15 protein-coding genes, 2 tRNA genes and 1 other RNA gene are annotated in these 19,191 nt (G+C 53.4%); 10 read left to right on the top strand and 8 right to left on the bottom strand.

Annotated elements, in window-relative coordinates; genetic code table 11:
• The first annotated feature begins 160 nt into the window (after positions 1–160).
• Genes F0319_RS12690 through narI form a run of 4 tightly spaced genes read left to right on the top strand, consistent with a single transcriptional unit; the run spans position 161 to position 6,820 of the window.
• Positions 161–3,904 (top strand): nitrate reductase subunit alpha, encoded by a 3,744-nt coding sequence (locus F0319_RS12690; protein ID WP_149367105.1) that lies wholly within the window; start codon positions 161–163, stop codon positions 3,902–3,904.
• The gene (gene narH / locus F0319_RS12685) at positions 3,901–5,436 is read left to right on the top strand and encodes a nitrate reductase subunit beta (protein ID WP_149367104.1); all 1,536 of its coding nucleotides are present in this window, start codon (positions 3,901–3,903) and stop codon (positions 5,434–5,436) included. Before F0319_RS12690 ends, narH begins: the two co-directional genes overlap by 4 nt.
• Positions 5,433–6,143 (top strand): nitrate reductase molybdenum cofactor assembly chaperone, encoded by a 711-nt coding sequence (narJ, locus tag F0319_RS12680; RefSeq protein ID WP_149367103.1) that lies wholly within the window; start codon positions 5,433–5,435, stop codon positions 6,141–6,143. The genes narH and narJ overlap by 4 nt, the downstream gene beginning before the upstream one ends.
• Complete coding sequence (narI, locus tag F0319_RS12675; protein WP_023312107.1) at positions 6,143–6,820, top strand: respiratory nitrate reductase subunit gamma; 678 nt, start codon at positions 6,143–6,145, stop codon at positions 6,818–6,820. The genes narJ and narI overlap by 1 nt, the downstream gene beginning before the upstream one ends.
• Here the strand turns inward: narI and F0319_RS12670 are convergent.
• A complete protein-coding gene (locus F0319_RS12670) occupies positions 6,817–7,713 on the bottom strand; it encodes a DMT family transporter (RefSeq protein WP_149367133.1) in 897 nt (298 codons plus the stop codon). The two genes, narI and F0319_RS12670, sit on opposite strands and share 4 nt — an antisense overlap.
• Before the next feature lie 107 nt (positions 7,714–7,820).
• Between F0319_RS12670 and F0319_RS12665 the strand changes: the two genes are divergently transcribed.
• The gene (locus F0319_RS12665; RefSeq protein ID WP_149367102.1) at positions 7,821–8,264 is read left to right on the top strand and encodes an Lrp/AsnC family transcriptional regulator; all 444 of its coding nucleotides are present in this window, start codon (positions 7,821–7,823) and stop codon (positions 8,262–8,264) included.
• A 96-nt stretch (positions 8,265–8,360) separates the two neighbouring features.
• Here the strand turns inward: F0319_RS12665 and F0319_RS12660 are convergent.
• The 5 genes from F0319_RS12660 to F0319_RS12640 form a co-directional block, all read right to left on the bottom strand.
• Positions 8,361–8,491: non-coding RNA, RtT sRNA (locus tag F0319_RS12660), on the bottom strand.
• Between the two features lie 45 nt (positions 8,492–8,536).
• Positions 8,537–8,621 (bottom strand) — tRNA-Tyr (locus F0319_RS12655).
• Between the two features lie 35 nt (positions 8,622–8,656).
• Positions 8,657–8,741: transfer RNA gene (locus tag F0319_RS12650), tRNA-Tyr, on the bottom strand.
• Between the two features lie 158 nt (positions 8,742–8,899).
• Entirely contained in the window at positions 8,900–9,742 is an 843-nt protein-coding gene (gene purU, locus F0319_RS12645) for a formyltetrahydrofolate deformylase (protein WP_023312104.1), read from the bottom strand.
• Between the two features lie 46 nt (positions 9,743–9,788).
• A complete protein-coding gene (locus F0319_RS12640; RefSeq protein ID WP_149367101.1) occupies positions 9,789–10,247 on the bottom strand; it encodes a YchJ family protein in 459 nt (152 codons plus the stop codon).
• Between the two features lie 114 nt (positions 10,248–10,361).
• Between F0319_RS12640 and rssA the strand changes: the two genes are divergently transcribed.
• The 3 genes from rssA (at position 10,362) to galU (ending at position 13,478) form a co-directional block, all read left to right on the top strand.
• On the top strand, positions 10,362–11,264 hold the full coding sequence (rssA, locus tag F0319_RS12635) for a patatin-like phospholipase RssA (protein ID WP_149367100.1): 903 nt from the start codon (positions 10,362–10,364) through the stop codon (positions 11,262–11,264).
• A 91-nt stretch (positions 11,265–11,355) separates the two neighbouring features.
• Positions 11,356–12,369 (top strand): two-component system response regulator RssB, encoded by a 1,014-nt coding sequence (gene rssB, locus F0319_RS12630; protein ID WP_127731313.1) that lies wholly within the window; start codon positions 11,356–11,358, stop codon positions 12,367–12,369.
• Between the two features lie 200 nt (positions 12,370–12,569).
• The gene (gene galU, locus F0319_RS12625) at positions 12,570–13,478 is read left to right on the top strand and encodes a UTP--glucose-1-phosphate uridylyltransferase GalU (protein ID WP_008502780.1); all 909 of its coding nucleotides are present in this window, start codon (positions 12,570–12,572) and stop codon (positions 13,476–13,478) included.
• Positions 13,479–13,681: 203 nt separating this feature from the next.
• Here the strand turns inward: galU and hns are convergent, their stop codons facing one another.
• Entirely contained in the window at positions 13,682–14,095 is a 414-nt protein-coding gene (gene hns / locus F0319_RS12620; RefSeq protein WP_008502781.1) for a histone-like nucleoid-structuring protein H-NS, read from the bottom strand.
• 549 nt (positions 14,096–14,644) lie between these two features.
• Here hns and tdk point away from each other — a divergent pair.
• Entirely contained in the window at positions 14,645–15,259 is a 615-nt protein-coding gene (gene tdk, locus F0319_RS12615; protein ID WP_111965933.1) for a thymidine kinase, read from the top strand.
• A gap of 68 nt (positions 15,260–15,327) precedes the next feature.
• Here tdk and adhE read toward each other — a convergent pair whose 3' ends face one another.
• Complete coding sequence (gene adhE, locus F0319_RS12610) at positions 15,328–18,006, bottom strand: bifunctional acetaldehyde-CoA/alcohol dehydrogenase (protein WP_059446810.1); 2,679 nt, start codon at positions 18,004–18,006, stop codon at positions 15,328–15,330.
• 478 nt (positions 18,007–18,484) lie between these two features.
• Here adhE and F0319_RS12605 point away from each other — a divergent pair, with 478 nt between their 5' ends.
• Entirely contained in the window at positions 18,485–19,132 is a 648-nt protein-coding gene (locus F0319_RS12605; RefSeq protein ID WP_008502784.1) for a YchE family NAAT transporter, read from the top strand.
• Positions 19,133–19,191: the final 59 nt, after the last annotated feature.

Here is a 19,191-nt window from a genome sequence, read left to right as displayed (position 1 = left end):
TTGAAGATACCGCTTTGGTGGTATTCGGTGTAACCCCTCGCCTGAGAGTCCCTCCTCGTCTTGATCGTTATCAATTATCCCCCTCTTTCAGGGCGTTACCTTCGCTGCAAATCAGCAATGTCGATTTAGAGAGCCACAGGCTCCATACAGGAGATACCCGATGAGCAAATTTTTGGACCGGTTTCGCTACTTCAAACAGAAAGGTGAAACTTTTGCCGATGGGCACGGCCAGGTTCTGGATACCAACCGGGACTGGGAAGACGGTTACCGTCAGCGCTGGCAGCATGACAAAGTCGTCCGTTCGACCCACGGCGTGAACTGTACTGGCTCATGCAGCTGGAAGATTTTCGTTAAAAATGGTCTGGTGACCTGGGAAATGCAGCAGACCGACTACCCGCGCACCCGCCCGGATATGCCAAACCACGAACCGCGCGGCTGCCCGCGTGGCGCCAGCTACTCCTGGTATCTCTACAGCGCTAACCGTCTGAAATACCCTCTGATGCGCAAGCGCCTGATGAAGATGTGGCGTGAAGCGAAAGTGCAGCACAGCGATCCGGTGGATGCCTGGGCATCCATCATCGAAGACGCGGACAAAGCAAAAAGCTTCAAGCAGGCTCGCGGTCGCGGTGGTTTCGTTCGCTCCTCATGGAAAGAAGTGAACGAGCTGATTGCCGCATCCAACGTCTACACCGTCAAAACCTACGGTCCTGACCGCGTGGCGGGCTTCTCGCCGATCCCGGCGATGTCGATGGTCTCTTACGCTTCCGGCGCGCGCTATCTGTCACTTATCGGCGGTACCTGCCTGAGCTTCTACGACTGGTACTGCGACCTGCCGCCGGCGTCTCCACAGACCTGGGGCGAACAGACCGACGTGCCGGAGTCCGCCGACTGGTACAACTCCAGCTACATCATCGCCTGGGGCTCTAACGTGCCGCAGACGCGTACGCCGGATGCGCACTTCTTTACCGAAGTCCGTTACAAAGGCACCAAAACCGTGGCGGTCACCCCTGACTACGCGGAAATCGCCAAGCTCTGCGATCTGTGGCTGGCACCGAAACAGGGTACCGATGCCGCGATGGCGATGGCGATGGGTCACGTCATGCTGCGCGAATTCCATCTTGATAAGCCAAGCCAGTACTTCACCGACTACGTCCGCCGCTACACCGACATGCCAATGCTGGTCATGCTGGAAGAGCGTGACGGGTACTATGCCGCAGGACGTACGCTGCGTGCTGCCGATCTGGTGGACGCGCTGGGTCAGGAAAATAATCCTGAGTGGAAAACCGTTGCCTATAACAGCAACGGCGAGCTGGTGGCGCCAAACGGCTCTATCGGCTTCCGCTGGGGCGAGAAGGGCAAGTGGAACCTTGAGCAACGTAACGGCACCACCGGCGAAGAGACTGAGCTGCGCCTCAGCATGCTGGGCAGCCAGGATGAGATCGCCGAGGTCGGGTTCCCGTACTTCGGCGGCGAAGGTTCAGAGCACTTCAACAAGGTTGAACTGAAAAACGTTCTGATGCACAAACTGCCGGTTAAGCGCCTGCAGCTGGCCGACGGCTCTACCGCGCTGGTCACCACCGTTTATGACCTGACCATGGCGAACTACGGTCTGGAGCGCGGTCTGGGCGATGAAAACTGCGCAACCGGCTATGACGACGTGAAGGCCTACACTCCGGCTTGGGCGGAACAGATTACCGGCGTGCCACGCGCGCACATTACCCGTATCGCACGCGAGTTCGCAGAAAACGCGGACAAAACGCACGGCCGTTCGATGATCATCGTCGGTGCCGGTCTGAACCACTGGTATCACCTCGATATGAACTATCGCGGTCTGATCAACATGCTGATCTTCTGCGGCTGCGTTGGTCAGAGCGGCGGCGGCTGGGCGCACTATGTGGGCCAGGAAAAACTGCGTCCGCAGACCGGCTGGCAGCCGCTGGCGTTTGCCCTCGACTGGCAGCGTCCGGCACGCCACATGAACAGCACCTCCTACTTCTATAACCACTCCAGCCAGTGGCGCTACGAAACGGTCACCGCGCAGGAGCTGCTCTCGCCGATGGCGGATAAATCCCGCTACAGCGGCCACCTGATTGACTTCAACGTGCGCGCCGAGCGCATGGGCTGGCTGCCATCGGCGCCGCAGCTGGGCACTAACCCGCTGCGCATTGCGGAAGCGGCGAAGAAAGCGGGCATGTCGCCGGTGGATTACACCGTGAAATCGCTGAAGGATGGCTCAATCCGCTTCGCGGCGGAACAGCCGGAGAACGGTAAAAACCACCCGCGCAACCTGTTCATCTGGCGCTCCAACCTGCTGGGCTCGTCCGGTAAAGGCCACGAGTACATGCTGAAATACCTGCTCGGTACCGAAAACGGTATCCAGGGGAAAGATCTCGGCAAGCAGGGCGGCGTGAAGCCGGAAGAGGTGGAGTGGAAAGATAACGGTCTCGACGGCAAGCTGGATCTGGTGGTAACCCTCGACTTCCGTCTGTCCAGCACCTGCCTGTACTCCGACATCGTGCTGCCAACCGCGACCTGGTACGAAAAAGACGACATGAATACCTCGGATATGCATCCGTTTATTCATCCGCTGTCTGCGGCCGTTGACCCGGCGTGGGAATCGAAAAGCGACTGGGATATCTACAAAGACATCGCGAAGAAATTCTCCGAAGTCTGCGTGGGGCACCTGGGCAAAGAGACCGACGTGGTGACGCTGCCAATCCAGCACGACTCTGCCGCCGAACTGGCGCAGCCGCTGGACGTGAAGGACTGGAAAAAAGGCGAATGCGACCTGATCCCGGGCGTGACCGCGCCGCACATTATTCCGGTTGAACGCGACTACCCGGCAACCTACGAGCGCTTTACCTCTATCGGCCCGCTGATGGAGAAAATCGGTAACGGCGGGAAAGGGATCGCCTGGAACACCCAGAGCGAAATGGATCTGCTGCGCAAGCTCAATTACACCAAAGCGGACGGCCCGGCGAAAGGCCAGCCAATGCTGAACACGGCGATTGATGCTGCAGAGATGATCCTGACCCTGGCCCCGGAAACTAACGGCCACGTTGCGGTGAAGGCCTGGGCGGCACTGAGCGAGTTCACCGGTCGCGACCATACGCACCTGGCGGCGAATAAAGAGGAAGAGAAAATCCGCTTCCGCGATATTCAGGCCCAGCCGCGCAAGATTATCTCCAGCCCGACCTGGTCAGGCCTGGAAGATGAGCATGTGTCCTACAACGCGGGCTACACCAACGTTCACGAGCTGATCCCGTGGCGCACCCTGTCAGGCCGTCAGTCGCTGTATCAGGATCACCAGTGGATGCGCGACTTCGGTGAAAGCCTGCTGGTTTACCGTCCGCCAATCGACACCCGCTCCGTGAAAGCGGTGATGGGCGCGAAATCGAACGGTAACCCTGAGAAGGCGCTGAACTTCCTGACGCCGCATCAGAAGTGGGGTATCCACTCCACCTACAGCGACAACCTGCTGATGCTGACCCTGTCGCGCGGCGGTCCGATTGTCTGGATGAGCGAAACGGACGCCAAAGACCTGGGTATTGAAGATAACGACTGGATTGAAGTGTTCAACAGCAACGGCGCCCTGACGGCGCGTGCGGTGGTGAGCCAGCGCGTACCGGCCGGGATGACCATGATGTACCACGCGCAGGAACGTATCGTTAACCTGCCCGGTTCAGAGATCACCGAGCAGCGCGGCGGGATCCACAACTCCGTGACCCGCATTACGCCTAAGCCGACCCACATGATCGGTGGTTATGCACAGCTGGCCTACGGCTTTAACTACTACGGCACCGTAGGATCGAACCGCGATGAGTTCGTGGTGGTACGTAAGATGAAGAACATTAACTGGTTAGACGGCGAAGGTAATGACCAGGTACAGGAGAGCGTAAAATGAAAATTCGTTCACAAGTCGGCATGGTGCTGAATCTGGATAAATGCATCGGCTGCCATACCTGCTCGGTCACCTGTAAAAACGTCTGGACCAGCCGTGAAGGTATGGAATACGCCTGGTTCAACAATGTGGAAAGCAAGCCGGGCACCGGCTTCCCGACCGACTGGGAAAACCAGGAGAAGTGGAAGGGCGGCTGGATCCGTAAAATCAACGGCAAGCTGCAGCCGCGCATGGGCAACCGCGCTTGGCTTCTGGGAAAAATCTTCGCCAACCCGCACCTGCCGGGCATCGACGATTACTACGAGCCGTTTGATTACGACTACCAGAACCTGCACAACGCGCCGGAAAGCAAACACCAGCCGATTGCCCGTCCTCGCTCGCTGATCACCGGTCAGCGCATGGACAAGATCGTCAGCGGTCCAAACTGGGAAGAGATTCTGGGCGGCGAGTTCGAGAAACGCGCCAAAGACCAGAACTTCGAGAATATGCAGAAGGCGATGTACGGCCAGTTCGAAAACACCTTCATGATGTATCTGCCGCGCCTGTGCGAGCACTGCCTCAACCCGGCGTGCGTGGCGACCTGCCCAAGCGGTGCCATCTACAAGCGTGAAGAAGATGGCATCGTGCTGATCGACCAGGACAAGTGCCGCGGCTGGCGTATGTGCATCACCGGCTGTCCGTACAAAAAAATCTACTTCAACTGGAAAAGCGGCAAGTCTGAGAAGTGCATCTTCTGCTACCCGCGTATCGAAGCCGGAATGCCGACAGTCTGCTCAGAAAGCTGCGTAGGCCGTATTCGCTACCTCGGCGTGCTGCTGTATGACGCGGACGCGATTGAAAACGCCGCGAGCACCGAGCACGAGAAAGATCTGTATCAGCGTCAGCTGGACGTGTTCCTCGATCCGAACGATCCGAAGGTGATTGAGCAGGCGCTGAAGGACGGCGTGCAGCAGAGCGTGATTGACGCGGCGCAGCAGTCACCGGTGTACAAAATGGCAATGGACTGGAAGCTCGCGCTGCCGCTGCACCCGGAATACCGCACCCTGCCGATGGTCTGGTACGTGCCGCCGCTGTCGCCGATTCAGTCCGCGGCTGACGCGGGCGAACTGGGCAGCAACGGCATCCTGCCGGACGTTGAAAGCCTGCGTATTCCGGTTCAGTACCTGGCGAACCTGTTGACCGCAGGGGACACCCAGCCGGTCCTGCTCGCGCTGAAGCGTATGCTGGCGATGCGTCACTTTAAACGTGCGGAAACCGTAGACGGCGTGATCGATACCCGCGCGCTGGAAGAGGTCGGTCTGACCGAAGCGCAGGCGCAAGAGATGTACCGCTATCTGGCGATAGCCAACTACGAAGACCGTTTCGTGGTGCCGAGCAGCCACCGAGAGCTGGCCCGCGAGGCCTTCCCGGAGAAAAATGGCTGTGGCTTTACCTTTGGCGACGGTTGCCACGGTTCAGACAGCAAATTCAACCTGTTCAACAGCCGCCGCATCGACGCCATGGATGTGACCAGTAAAACGGAGCCGCACTCATGATTGAACTTGTCATTGTTTCGCGCCTGCTCGAGTACCCGGATGCTGCGCTTGCGCAGCATCAGCAGGAGCTCTTTGACGCGCTCGCGTCATCTGAAAACCTGGATAAAGACGATGCCCAGCGGCTTGGCGTTTTCCTCCGCGATCTGCTGGCGCGCGACCTTCTGGATGCCCAGTCGGACTACAGCCAGCTGTTTGACCGGGGGCGTGCGACCTCGCTGCTGCTGTTTGAACACGTTCACGGTGAGTCCCGTGACCGCGGGCAGGCGATGGTGGACCTGATGGCCCAGTACGAACAGCACGGCCTGCAGCTCGACAGCCGCGAGCTGCCGGATCATCTGCCGCTGTATCTGGAGTACCTGGCGCAGCTGCCGAAAGAGGAGGCGCTGGGTGGTCTGCAGGATGTCGCGCCGATCCTGGCGCTGCTCGGCGCGCGTCTTCAGCAGCGCGAGAGCTGCTATGCGGTGCTGTTCGATCTGCTGGTGAAGCTGGCCAACGCCTCGGTCGACAGTGAAAAAGTGGCGGAGAAAATCGCGGATGAAGCACGGGACGATACTCCACAAGCGCTGGATGCGGTCTGGGAAGAAGAGCAGGTGAAATTCTTTGCTGACCAGAACTGCGGCGAGTCTGAAATCTCCGCCCACCAGCGTCGCTTTGCCGGCGCGGTTGCCCCGCAATATTTGAATATCTCTAACGGAGGACGGCACTAATGCACTTCCTGAATATGTTCTTCTTTGACATTTACCCGTATATCGCGGGCACCGTGTTCCTGGTGGGAAGCTGGCTGCGCTACGACTACGGCCAGTACACCTGGCGTGCGGCCTCCAGCCAGATGCTGGATCGTAAAGGGATGCATGTGGGCTCTAACCTGTTCCACATCGGTATTCTGGGGATTTTTGCCGGTCACTTCCTCGGCATGCTGACGCCGCACTGGATGTATGAAGCATGGCTACCGATTGAGGTGAAGCAGAAGATGGCGATGATCGCCGGTGGTGCCTGCGGAGTGATGACTCTGGTGGGGGGCCTGCTGCTGCTGAAACGTCGCCTGTTCAGCCCGCGCGTGCGTGCGACCACGACCGCCGCGGATATTCTGATCCTCTCCCTGCTGATGGTGCAGTGCGCGCTGGGCCTGCTGACCATTCCGTTCTCGGCACAGCATATGGACGGGAGCGAAATGATGAAGCTGGTCGGCTGGGCGCAGTCCGTGGTGACCTTCCACGGCGGAGCCTCCGCGCACCTGGACGGCGTGGCGTTTATCTTCCGCGTTCACCTGGTGCTGGGAATGACGCTGTTTGTGCTGTTCCCGTTTTCTCGTCTGGTGCATATCTGGAGCGCGCCGGTGGAGTACCTGACGCGCAAATACCAGATTGTGCGCGCCCGTCGCTAATTCGCCGTTTTGATACCAACCCCGCACTCGCGGGGTTTTTTTTCGCCCCAGCCCAGGTTGTTGCCCGCTGCAGCAAAAAGGATCAGCGCGCCGCCCGCGAGCTGCGTCAGGTTCAGCGAGTGTCCGAACACCAGATTATCGACAACGATCGCCACCACCGGATAGATAAACGACAGGGAGCCGGTAATGGGCGTAGGCAGCTTCTGGATCGCGCTGTAGAGCAACTGGTACATAATGCCGGTATGGACGATGCCCAGCGTCAGCAGGATCGGCCAGGGAAAATCACCTGAGAATGACGGCATGCTGGCAAACGGCAAAAGCATCACGACGCCCGTCAGCACCTGGATAAAGGCAATATGCTGCGGCGCGATTGTTTTCAGCTTGCGCGCAATGATTGCCGTCAGCGCGTAGAAGAAGGCCGCGGCCATTGCCAGGCCGATTCCGGCGAGCCATTCACTGCCATGCGCGCCGGTCAGCTCGCTGGAGAGCAAGATCACCACGCCGCCGAAAGCGAGGAACAGCCAGCCCCATTTCACCAGGCTGACGCGTTCACCTAAAAACATTCCCATCAGGACCAGCATAAACGGCTGGGTGTTATAGACCACGGTCGAAAGACCAATCGAGATCCGTTCATAGGCCGCGAAGAGCAGCAGCCAGTTCACCACGAGCGCTACGCCGCCGAGAATAGCCAGCATCAGCGTGGTGCGGGTGAGGAGGCTAAAGGGCTTTTGACTCACCCGGATAAAAATAAAAAGCGCCATTGCCCCGATAAGACAGCGCCAGAACACCACTTCCGTCACCGGCAGGCCGCTGAGCAAAACAAACGCACCGATAGAGCCGGAAATTAACATCGCCAGGCTCATTTGCCAGACGCCTTTATGTAAATCACGCATCATCCACCTCCTGAGTAATGACGTTATTGTCGAAAATCGCTGTCGGGTTTTACAGGGATGAGATAAGGTGAAATGCAGTAATGGCTTTTTAAAATTAGGTGAAAGCGATGGATTACCTTCTTGATGATATAGACCGACAAATTTTAGCCTGCCTGGTTGAGGATGCGCGCATGTCGTTGAAGGTGCTCAGCGGCCGCATCGGTCTGACGTCTCCCAGCACGGCAGAACGTCTTAAAAGGCTGGAAGAGCGCGGTGTGATTCAGGGTTATGGTGCTCGGGTGAACCTGGCGGCGCTGGGGTATACGCTGCAGGCGCTGGTGCGCGTGCGGCCTTTGCCGGGGTTGTTGCATAAGGTGGATAAGTATATTCAGGCGATGCCGGAGTGTATTGAGAGCGACAAGGTGACCGGGGTGGACTGCTTTGTCATCAGGCTGGTGGTGCGATCAATCGAACAGCTTGATGCGCTGCTGGATGGGCTGGCGGAACATGCCCAGTGTAATACGTCGATTGTGAAAAGTTCACCGGTCATGCGTCGTTTGCCACCGATGTAACCATCTGTTGCCGGGGGGCGGCTGTGCCTTACCTGGCCTGCAACGACGGATTCGGTTTAGTTTTAAATTGATTTTTTGGATTATTCGGGAAAGTGATGGTGGTGGGGGAAGGATTACTCGGCGCGTTGCGCCTCGCCCTTCGGGTCGTTGCCTGCGGCAACGCTTTCTCGCTGCGCTCGAATCGAATCTTAGTCGAAGCTTCTCATCCTTCCCCTTTACGGAAAGGCATGATGCCTGGTGCAAAAAGGAGATTCAGAGTCATTTTGAAGTGATGGTGGTGGGGGAAGGATTCGAACCTTCGAAGTCGATGACGGCAGATTTACAGTCTGCTCCCTTTGGCCGCTCGGGAACCCCACCAGGGGTAATTCAATTTTTGAGGTCGTGCTGAGAGATGGTGGTGGGGGAAGGATTCGAACCTTCGAAGTCGATGACGGCAGATTTACAGTCTGCTCCCTTTGGCCGCTCGGGAACCCCACCACGGGGTAATGCTTTTTTACTGGCCTGCTTCCTGCTGGAAGCGGGGCGCATCATATCAAATGAGACGCCCCTGTAAAGCATTCCTTTAGGGAAATGAAGCTGTTTGCCTGCTTTTTATCCGTAAAGGCGCAAAGCTAATCAATTCATTTTCCGAAAGATTAAAGAATGATGGTTCTGTTGCCGTAAACGAAGACACGCTGGGCCAGCACCTGATACAGCGCGCGGCTTAACACATTCTTCTCAACGTCACGCCCTGCACGCATCATGTCCTCAGCGGTGTAAGTGTGATCCACATGAATCACGTCCTGCATGATGATGGGACCTTCGTCCAGGTTGTCATTCACGTAGTGGGCTGTCGCGCCAATAATCTTAACGCCACGCTCGTACGCCTGGTGGTATGGACGCGCACCAATAAAGGCCGGCAGGAACGAGTGGTGAATGTTGATGATCTTGTTCGGGAAACGCGCCACGAAAGATGGCGTTAACACGCGCATGTATTTCGCCAGCACCACGTAGTCCGGGTTATGCGCTTCAATGGCCTGGGCCATCAAATCGTCGTGTTCTTCACGCGTATGGCCTTCGTGGCTGACCAGCTCGAACGGAATATCAAAGCGTTCGACCAGCGTGCGCAGCGTCTCGTGGTTGCCAATAACGGCAGCAATTTCGACGTCCAGACCGCCGTAGTTTGCTTTCATCAGCAGGTCGCCAAGACAGTGTGCTTCTTTGGTCACCAGGATCACGATGCGGCGTCGACCGGCTGGGGTCAGTTCGCGCACGGAACCCTCCGGAAGCGCGCTGTCCAGATCGGCCAGCAGAGTGGTGTCGTTGAAAATACCTTCCAGTTCGGTACGCATAAAGAAGCGGCCGGTACGGTGGTCAACGAACTCGTTGTTCTGCACGATATTCAGTTCATGTTTATAGCAAATGTTGGTAATTCGTGCGATCAGCCCTTTTTGATCGGGACAGATGGTGCGCAGAACTTTACGTTGTAATGATTGCATCGCCGGGAAATCCTGTTTGTATTTGCGAAGTCTGGGTTGTCAGGCATTACTGCCCGCAACACTTTTTAAATTTTTTACCTGAACCACACGGGCAGGGATCGTTACGACCAAACTGTGGGCGCGTTCCGTCAATATAATACCACTGCCCGCTTTCCTTTAAGAACCGGGAACGTTCGATAATGGCCCCCGGTTTATTATTCTCGTTAAAACGGGCTACAAAGCTGACGTAACCTTCATCAACATGACTGCCTGGAGAGGATTCATAGACGGTGAGGCCGAGCCACTGCGTGTTCGCGAAGCCGGCTTCGATGTCCTTTCTGAATTCGGCAGCGTGGCAGAAGGGATGCCAGGTTTTAATCAGGTAGTCTGCGTCTTTGATCACAAAAGCAGTGTAACGTGAACGCATGAGGTGTGACGGGTCTGGTGCAACCTGATCGCCAGACAGATATCGCTGGCAACATAGGCTATACTCCAGAGCGCTACCACAAGGGCAGAGTTGAGACACGATTCTCTTCCTGGAACAAAAAATAAAGGCGTAAAACGCTTCGGGTAGCACTATGTTAACTGAGCTGTTGCGTTGACGCTATGTCAGGAATCCAGGGGAAGTAAAACAGGGCTAATGAGAAAGGTTAAAATTGGACTGGCGCTGGGCTCAGGTGCAGCCCGGGGATGGTCACACATCGGCGTGATTAATGCCTTAAACAAGATGGGCATTGCCGTAGATATTGTCGCAGGATGTTCAATCGGATCGCTTGTCGGATCCGCTTACGCGTGCGGAAAGCTTACGGAACTCGAGACTTGGGTGCGTTCCTTCAGCTACTGGGACGTGCTGCGTCTGATGGACCTCTCCTGGCAGCGTGGTGGACTGTTGCGCGGCGAACGCGTTTTTAACCAGTTCCGCCAGGTTATGCCTCTCGAAGACTTCACTGATTGTCAGATGCCTTTCGGCGCCGTCGCGACGAACCTCAGTACAGGACGCGAACTTTGGCTAACCGAAGGGGATATCCATCTTGCCGTGCGCGCCTCCTGCAGTATGCCGGGGCTCATGGCGCCTGTCCCACACAACGGTTACTGGCTTGTCGATGGTGGCGTCGTTAACCCGGTTCCCATTTCTCTGACCCGTGCAATGGGGGCGGATATCGTGATTGCCGTCGATCTGCAGCACGATGCCCACCTGATGCAACAGGACCTCATGCCGGTCAATCTGCAGAGCGAAGATGCCGAGGACGAGAAACTGGCCTGGCACGAGCGCCTGCGCGGCAGAATCGGGCGTATGGCCGCGCGACGCTCGGTTACCGCGCCGACGGCGATAGAAATCATGACCACGTCAATACAGGTACTCGAGAATCGCCTTAAACGTAACCGTATGGCAGGCGACCCTCCGGATATCCTTATTCAGCCGTACTGTCCGCAAATCTCTACTCTTGATTTCCATCGGGCTGAGGCCGCCATCGCAGCGGGCTCGTTAGCCGTCGAAAAGAAAATAGACGAATTGTTGCCTTTTGTGCAGACCGCACGTTAAGCACCTTTTTTTGACTACTTCAGCAAAATCTGACAGGCGATAGTGCCGATCGCATGCCACTATTTAGTTACTGTCAGCCAGGGGAGGAACCATGACGCAGCCATTGGCCGGAAAACACATTTTGATTGTTGAAGACGAGCCCGTTTTCCGATCGCTACTGGATTCGTGGTTATCCTCGCTGGGCGCAATGACGTCACTGGCTGAAGATGGCATCGATGCCCTGGAAAAAATGATCGGCATTACGCCCGATTTGATGATTTGCGACATAGCGATGCCGCGCATGAATGGACTGAAGCTGGTTGAACATCTGCGTAACGAAGGTAACCAGACGCCGATTCTGGTGATCTCTGCCACAGAGAATATGGCGGATATTGCCAAAGCATTACGTCTTGGCGTCCAGGATATTCTGCTTAAACCGGTCAAGGATCTGAACCGGCTGCGTGAAACGGTCCTGGCGTGCCTTTATCCCAATATGTTTAATTCCCGAGTAGAGGAAGAGGAGCGTCTTTTCCAGGACTGGGATGCCCTGGTGAGTAATCCGCCTGCTGCGGCGAAACTATTGCAAGAGCTCCAGCCGCCCGTGCAGCAAACTATTTCACACTGTCGCGTAAATTATCGCCAGCTGGTAGCTGCTGACCAGCCCGGACTGGTGCTGGATATCGCACCTTTATCTGATACCGACCTTGCGTTTTATTCTCTGGATGTCACCCGGGCAGGGGATAACGGTGTATTAGCCGCGTTACTTCTTCGCGCTCTATTTAATGGTTTGTTGCAGGAACAGTTATCGCATCAGGGACAACGGCTACCGGAGTTAGGCAGTTTACTCAAACAAGTAAACCAGCTTTTTCGTCAGGCCAATTTACCTGGACAGTTCCCGCTGCTGGTCGGCTATTACCACAGCGGTTTAAAAAATCTGATCCTCGTCTCAGCAGGTCTCAACGCTTCACTGAATACCGGTGAACATCATATTCAGGTGAGTAATGGCGTGCCGCTTGGGACATTGGGAACGGCATATCTTAATCAAATTAGCCACCGCTGTTCCTCCTGGCAGTGCCAAATTTGGGGCGCCGGGGGACGGCTACGCTTAATGTTGTCCACGGAATAAGCAATTGGATCTTAATTTTAAGATTGCTTTACCTGTGTTTTACGGGGAGTGCTACTATCGCTGCCCAGATTCATGCGTATTTGTCCTAATTGATCGGCAACGCGTTCTTTTCAGACCCGGACTGCGGGGCGAGGCTGATATACTCAACGCGTTATTTATTGCATAAAAGTTCAAAACTTGAACAGCTCAGGAGAATTTGAATGGCTGCCCTAAATTCGAAAGTCAGAAAGGCCGTTATCCCGGTAGCGGGATTGGGGACCAGGATGTTACCAGCAACTAAGGCGATTCCTAAAGAGATGCTGCCTCTGGTTGATAAGCCATTAATCCAGTATGTCGTTAATGAATGTATCGCAGCCGGCATCACTGAAATTGTGCTGGTTACGCATTCATCTAAAAACTCTATCGAAAACCATTTCGATACAAGCTTTGAACTTGAAGCCATGCTGGAAAAGCGTGTTAAGCGTCAGCTCTTAGAAGAAGTTCAATCTATTTGCCCTCCACACGTCACCATTATGCAGGTTCGTCAGGGCCTGGCTAAAGGTCTGGGCCACGCTGTTATGTGCGCGCATCCTGTTGTAGGTGATGAGCCTGTAGCGGTAATTCTGCCTGACGTAATTCTGGACGAATACGAATCCGATCTTTCTCAGGATAACCTGGCTGAAATGATCAAACGTTTCGACGAAACCGGCAGTAGCCAGATTATGGTTGAGCCTGTTGAAGACGTAACGGCATACGGTGTGGTTGACTGCAAAGGCGTTAACCTTGAGCCGGGCGAAAGTGTGCCAATGGTTGGTGTCGTAGAGAAGCCTAAAGCCGACGTAGCGCCTTCAAACCTTGCCGTTGTAGGTCGCTATGTCCTGAGTGCTGAAATCTGGCCTCTGCTGGCTAAAACGCCTCCAGGAGCGGGTGATGAGATCCAGCTGACGGATGCCATCGATATGCTGATCGAGAAAGAGACCGTTGAGGCCTACCATATGAAAGGTAAGAGCCATGACTGCGGTAATAAGCTCGGTTATATGCAGGCGTTTGTTGAATATGGTATCCGCCACAATACCCTTGGTGAAGAATTTAAAACCTGGCTCAAAGAGAGCGTAGGTATTAAGAAATAAGCCACGGTTGTAAATGTTCGAAACCGGTGAGGCATTGCCCACCGGTTTTTTTATGCCCATAACACTCCCAAAAACCTGTCTGAAAGTACAGTCGATGAAATTGCTAAATAATGCTTTATGACAGAGTGTAAGAGGATGTATGCGACAAATTTAGGTTAAAAAAAAATCCCGCAATATGCGGGATTTTTCTGAATATGGCTCGATTAATCCTTGATCAGGAAGTCGTCCAGCTGTTTACCCTGCTCATCCATCGCTTTCTTGATTACAGCAGGAGTACGACCCTGGCCAGTCCAGGTTTTAGTTTCGCCGTTCTCGTCAACGTAGCTATATTTAGCAGGACGTGCCGCACGCTTGGCTTTAGTACCGGTTTTAGCGGCAGCCATGCTGTTCAGCAATTCATTTGGATCGATACCATCAGCAATCAGCATTTCACGATATTGCTGCAGTTTACGAGTACGCTCTTCGATTTCAGCCGCTGCAGCGCTTTCTTCTTCGCGACGTTCATTAACTACAACTTCTAATTTTTCCAGCATTTCTTCAAGCGTTTCGAGGGTGCATTCTCTTGCCTGCGCACGAAGAGTACGGATGTTGTTCAGAATTTTAAGTGCTTCGCTCATTGTAGTAATCTCAAACTTATAATGGGGGGTGGTTTGTTGACCTAATAATAGAGCCATAAATTCAGTTGTGCAATAGCCAGGAATGTAAGGAATTCAAAAAATACTAAATAATGGCGCTATTATTAATTACGCTAACTTAAATTTCACCGCCCAGCAGTCTCGGTTGTTATCACCGGAAGCTGCTTAACCCGGTCGATTGTGTCTTTTTTTTGTGACATTTCCCGCAGGAATTATAGTTGCGGCGGAGAAATATCAGCCTTTTGTATTAGTTCCCCTCCGTGATGTTAAGACTGAAATAGTTAATAAATAGTGAATTTTAATGAACGGGGATTCCACTATAAAAAGCAGTGTTATGTTTTGCTGAACATATAACATATTGGCCGAGGAGAGGGTGTTTACTACATGTTTTAACGGGCTATTTTCATAAAAAGAAGGTTGTAAACTCCTCGCTGAAACGCTTCCCCTGTGTGCTACATCGCTGATGACCAGACAAAATATGGTACAATGACTCATCGGGAATATTACACATTGATTAGGGTTTTACGGCCAATGGCACAACTTTATTTCTACTATTCGGCAATGAATGCCGGGAAATCCACCGCGTTGCTGCAATCCTCGTACAATTACCAGGAGCGCGGGATGCGTACCGTTGTTTATACGGCTGAAATTGACGATCGCTTTGGTGCAGGGAAGGTGAGCTCAAGAATAGGACTCTCGTCGCCTGCGAGGCTTTTTAACCCGAAAACCGATCTGTTTGAAGACATTCATGCAGAACATGCTGCACAGCCGATTCACTGTGTCCTGGTCGATGAGAGCCAGTTTCTGACGCGTGAACAGGTATATGCCCTGTCAGAAGTGGTCGATGAGCTTGATATCCCCGTTCTTTGTTACGGTCTGCGCACGGATTTTCGCGGTGAGCTCTTTGCCGGGAGCCAGTACTTACTCGCCTGGTCGGATAAACTTGTTGAATTGAAAACAATCTGCTTCTGCGGTCGTAAAGCCAGTATGGTGCTTCGTCTTGACCAGGCTGGTAAACCTTATGCAGATGGTGAGCAGGTGGTGATAGGCGGTAATGAACGCTATGTTTCGGTCTGCCGTAAGCATTATAAAGAAGCGTTGTCTGTAGGCTCGCTGACGGCGATTCAGCACGACAACAGAAAATAATGTCAGTCTTGTTATTCAGACATAAAAAAACCCGCCATTAAGGCGGGTTTTTCATCTGCTGCTGTCAATTAAGCGCTTTTCTTCGCTTTCTTGTCAGCTTTGATGACAGGAACTTCTGTTTTCACAGCGGCAACATCACCTTCTTTGAACTCACGACCATAGTAGGTATCCAGCAGAATCTGTTTCAGCTCGGAGATCAGTGGGTAGCGCGGGTTAGCACCAGTACACTGGTCATCGAAGGCATCTTCAGACAGCTTATCTACATGAGCGAGGAAGTCAGCTTCCTGAACGCCTGCTTCACGGATAGATTTAGGAATACCCAGCTCAGCTTTCAGGCTTTCCAGCCATGCCAGCAGTTTCTCAATCTTCGCAGCAGTACGGTCGCCCGGTGCGCTCAGGCCAAGGTGGTCAGCGATTTCAGCATAGCGACGACGTGCTTGTGGACGGTCGTACTGGCTGAAAGCAGTCTGTTTAGTTGGATTGTCGTTAGCGTTATAACGGATAACGTTGCTGATCAACAGGGCGTTCGCCAGACCGTGAGGAATGTGGAACTGTGAGCCCAGTTTGTGCGCCATTGAGTGGCAAACACCCAGGAAGGCGTTGGCAAACGCGATACCTGCGATGGTTGCTGCACTGTGAACGCGTTCACGTGCTACCGGGTTTTTAGACCCTTCATTGTAGGACGCTGGCAGGTTTTCTTTCAGCAGTTTCAGAGCCTGCAGAGCCTGACCGTCAGAGAACTCAGATGCCAGTACAGAAACGTAGGCTTCCAGGGCGTGAGTTACCGCATCCAGACCACCGAACGCACACAGTGACTTAGGCATTTCCATTACCAGGTTTGCATCAACGATAGCCATGTCTGGGGTCAGCGCGTAGTCAGCCAGTGGGTATTTCTGACCTGTCGCATCGTCTGTTACTACCGCAAATGGTGTAACTTCTGAACCGGTACCGGAAGTAGTGGTTACCGCGATCATTTTGGCTTTTACGCCCATTTTCGGGAACTTGTAGATACGTTTACGGATATCCATAAAGCGCAGCGCCAGTTCTTCGAAGTGGGTTTCAGGGTGCTCGTACATGACCCACATGATTTTCGCGGCATCCATTGGGGAACCACCGCCCAGTGCGATAATCACATCTGGTTTGAAGGAATTAGCCAGCTCAGCACCTTTACGTACAACGCTCAGGGTAGGGTCAGCTTCAACTTCAAAGAACACTTCAGTTTCAACGCCAGCCGCTTTCAGCACAGAGGTAATCTGGTCAGCGTAGCCGTTGTTGAACAGGAAACGGTCAGTCACGATGAGCGCACGTTTGTGGCCATCAGTAATCACTTCATCCAGCGCGATTGGCAGTGAGCCACGGCGGAAGTAGATAGATTTCGGAAGTTTGTGCCACAACATGTTTTCAGCTCGCTTAGCAACGGTTTTCTTGTTGATCAGGTGTTTTGGACCAACGTTTTCAGAGATGGAGTTACCACCCCAGGAACCACAACCCAGAGTCAGGGAAGGTGCGAGTTTGAAGTTGTAAAGGTCACCGATACCACCCTGGGAAGCAGGGGTGTTGATCAGGATACGCGCAGTTTTCATCATCTGACCGAAGTGAGCGACGCGTTCTGGCTGGTTATCCTGGTCGGTGTACAGGCAAGACGTGTGACCGATACCGCCCATGGCAACCAGCTTCTCAGCTTTCTCTACCGCGTCTTCGAAATCTTTCGCACGGTACATGGCAAGCGTAGGAGACAGTTTTTCGTGTGCAAACGGCTCGCTCTCGTCGACAACTTTCACTTCACCGATCAGGATTTTGGTTGTAGCCGGGACGGTAAAGCCTGCAAGTTCAGCGATTTTGTACGCTGGCTGACCCACGATAGCGGCGTTCAGCGCGCCATTTTTCAGGATAATGTCCTGAACTGCTTTCAGCTCTTTGCCCTGCAGCAGGTAGCCGCCGTGGCTGGCGAAACGTTCACGAACTGCGTCGTAAACAGAGTCTACGACAACAACAGACTGTTCAGATGCACAGATAACGCCGTTATCGAAGGTTTTAGACATCAGTACAGACGCAACGGCTCGTTTGATGTCAGCGGTTTCGTCGATAACAACAGGGGTGTTACCGGCGCCAACACCGATGGCTGGTTTACCGGAGCTGTATGCGGCTTTAACCATGCCAGGACCACCGGTCGCCAGAATCAGGTTAATGTCCGGGTGATGCATCAGCGCATTGGAGAGCTCAACGGAAGGTTGGTCGATCCAGCCAATCAGATCTTTTGGTGCACCAGCTGCGATCGCCGCCTGCAGGACGATATCCGCAGCTTTGTTAGTCGCGTCTTTCGCACGTGGATGTGGAGAGAAGATGATTGCGTTACGGGTCTTCAGGCTAATCAGTGATTTGAAGATAGCTGTAGACGTTGGGTTAGTGGTCGGAACAATACCGCAGATAATGCCGATAGGTTCAGCGATAGTGATGGTACCGAAGGTGTCGTCTTCAGACAGCACGCCACAGGTTTTCTCATCTTTATAGGCGTTGTAGATATACTCGGAAGCGAAGTGGTTTTTAATCACTTTATCTTCCACGATACCCATGCCGGATTCGGCAACGGCCATTTTAGCGAGAGGGATTCGAGCATCTGCAGCAGCCAGTGCGGCCGCGCGGAAGATTTTATCAACCTGTTCTTGGGTGAAATTGGCATATTCACGCTGGGCTTTTTTAACGCGCTCGACGAGGGCGTTCAGTTCAGCGATATTAGTAACAGCCATAATGCTCTCCTGATAATGTTTAAACTCTTTTAGTAAACCAGCGCTCGATACGTCACACAGTATAGACAGAGCCGATACGACTTGCGTAACACAAAGTAAAACAAAGAGTTACTTTCTGCGTCAGCACACTAATTTACTAAAAGAGCCTTACCTTAGCATCATCCCTTTTTGTCAGGTGACCTCCCTGGGGGTGTAACCAAGATTACTCACTTCTGAGTACTGAAATCATGATCTGTGTCAATTTTTCCCCAAGCTGATACCTTTCAGCAGGGTTATTTCTTTGAGATTTTTCCAGTGTTAAATAATTAAGTAAGTATTGGAAGCAACGCTATCATTGATTATACATATGTTTAACATCCTGAAATGATAACGTTTTGGTACAGATTTCAAGTGAAGTATGCTGATAAAAAGGGTATCTTCAGCGCGATTTCTCACGACAAATTGTCGGTCCCGGGCATGTGTATAAGCGGAGCAAAACGTGATCCAAACGCTCTTTGATTTTCCAACGTATTTTAAATTTTTTATTGGTTTGTTTGCCCTGGTCAACCCGGTGGGGATCATTCCTGTCTTCATTAGTATGACGAGTTACCAGACGGCGGCGGCCAGGAACAAGACCAACCTTACCGCTAACCTGTCGGTCGCTATCATATTGCTGACCTCCCTTTTTCTTGGAGACACGATTCTTCAACTGTTCGGGATTTCAATCGATTCTTTCCGTATTGCGGGTGGGATCCTGGTGGTAACCATCGCTATGTCCATGATCAGCGGTAAGCTCGGCGAGGATAAGCAGAACAAGCAGGAGAAGTCAGAAACTGCCATCCGCGAAAGTATTGGCGTGGTGCCACTGGCCTTACCGCTCATGGCCGGTCCTGGTGCCATCAGTTCAACCATTGTCTGGGGGACGCGTTACCATAGCCTGATGCACCTGATCGGTTTTTCCGTCGCAATTGCCATTTTTGCGCTCTGTTGTTGGGGAGTGTTCCGCATGGCGCCCTGGCTTGTACGCCTGTTGGGGCAGACGGGAATTAACGTCATAACGCGTATCATGGGCCTGCTGTTGATGGCGTTAGGGATTGAATTTATCGTGACGGGAATTAAAAGCATTTTCCCCGGTTTGCTGCACTGATATTTCGTATGAAAGAACGGAGCAACAGCTCCGTTTTTTTACGTCATTATCAGTAAATC

Source organism: Enterobacter vonholyi, from assembly GCF_008364555.1.
Taxonomy (GTDB): domain Bacteria; phylum Pseudomonadota; class Gammaproteobacteria; order Enterobacterales; family Enterobacteriaceae; genus Enterobacter; species Enterobacter vonholyi.
Note: the sequence above shows the minus strand (reverse complement) of the source record. Positions and strands in the feature narration are given on the sequence as shown.

What these genes read in the sequence shown, in the direction of transcription:
- F0319_RS12690 (WP_149367105.1), top strand. Translation starts at nt 161, where the DNA reads ATGAGCAAATTTTTGGACCGGTTTCGCTACTTCAAACAGAAAGGTGAA.
- narH (WP_149367104.1), top strand. Translation starts at nt 3,901, where the DNA reads ATGAAAATTCGTTCACAAGTCGGCATGGTGCTGAATCTGGATAAATGC.
- narJ (WP_149367103.1), top strand. Translation starts at nt 5,433, where the DNA reads ATGATTGAACTTGTCATTGTTTCGCGCCTGCTCGAGTACCCGGATGCT.
- narI (WP_023312107.1), top strand. Translation starts at nt 6,143, where the DNA reads ATGCACTTCCTGAATATGTTCTTCTTTGACATTTACCCGTATATCGCG.
- F0319_RS12670 (WP_149367133.1), bottom strand. Translation starts at nt 7,713, where the DNA reads ATGCGTGATTTACATAAAGGCGTCTGGCAAATGAGCCTGGCGATGTTA.
- F0319_RS12665 (WP_149367102.1), top strand. Translation starts at nt 7,821, where the DNA reads ATGGATTACCTTCTTGATGATATAGACCGACAAATTTTAGCCTGCCTG.
- purU (WP_023312104.1), bottom strand. Translation starts at nt 9,742, where the DNA reads ATGCAATCATTACAACGTAAAGTTCTGCGCACCATCTGTCCCGATCAA.
- rssA (WP_149367100.1), top strand. Translation starts at nt 10,362, where the DNA reads ATGAGAAAGGTTAAAATTGGACTGGCGCTGGGCTCAGGTGCAGCCCGG.
- rssB (WP_127731313.1), top strand. Translation starts at nt 11,356, where the DNA reads ATGACGCAGCCATTGGCCGGAAAACACATTTTGATTGTTGAAGACGAG.
- galU (WP_008502780.1), top strand. Translation starts at nt 12,570, where the DNA reads ATGGCTGCCCTAAATTCGAAAGTCAGAAAGGCCGTTATCCCGGTAGCG.
- hns (WP_008502781.1), bottom strand. Translation starts at nt 14,095, where the DNA reads ATGAGCGAAGCACTTAAAATTCTGAACAACATCCGTACTCTTCGTGCG.
- tdk (WP_111965933.1), top strand. Translation starts at nt 14,645, where the DNA reads ATGGCACAACTTTATTTCTACTATTCGGCAATGAATGCCGGGAAATCC.
- adhE (WP_059446810.1), bottom strand. Translation starts at nt 18,006, where the DNA reads ATGGCTGTTACTAATATCGCTGAACTGAACGCCCTCGTCGAGCGCGTT.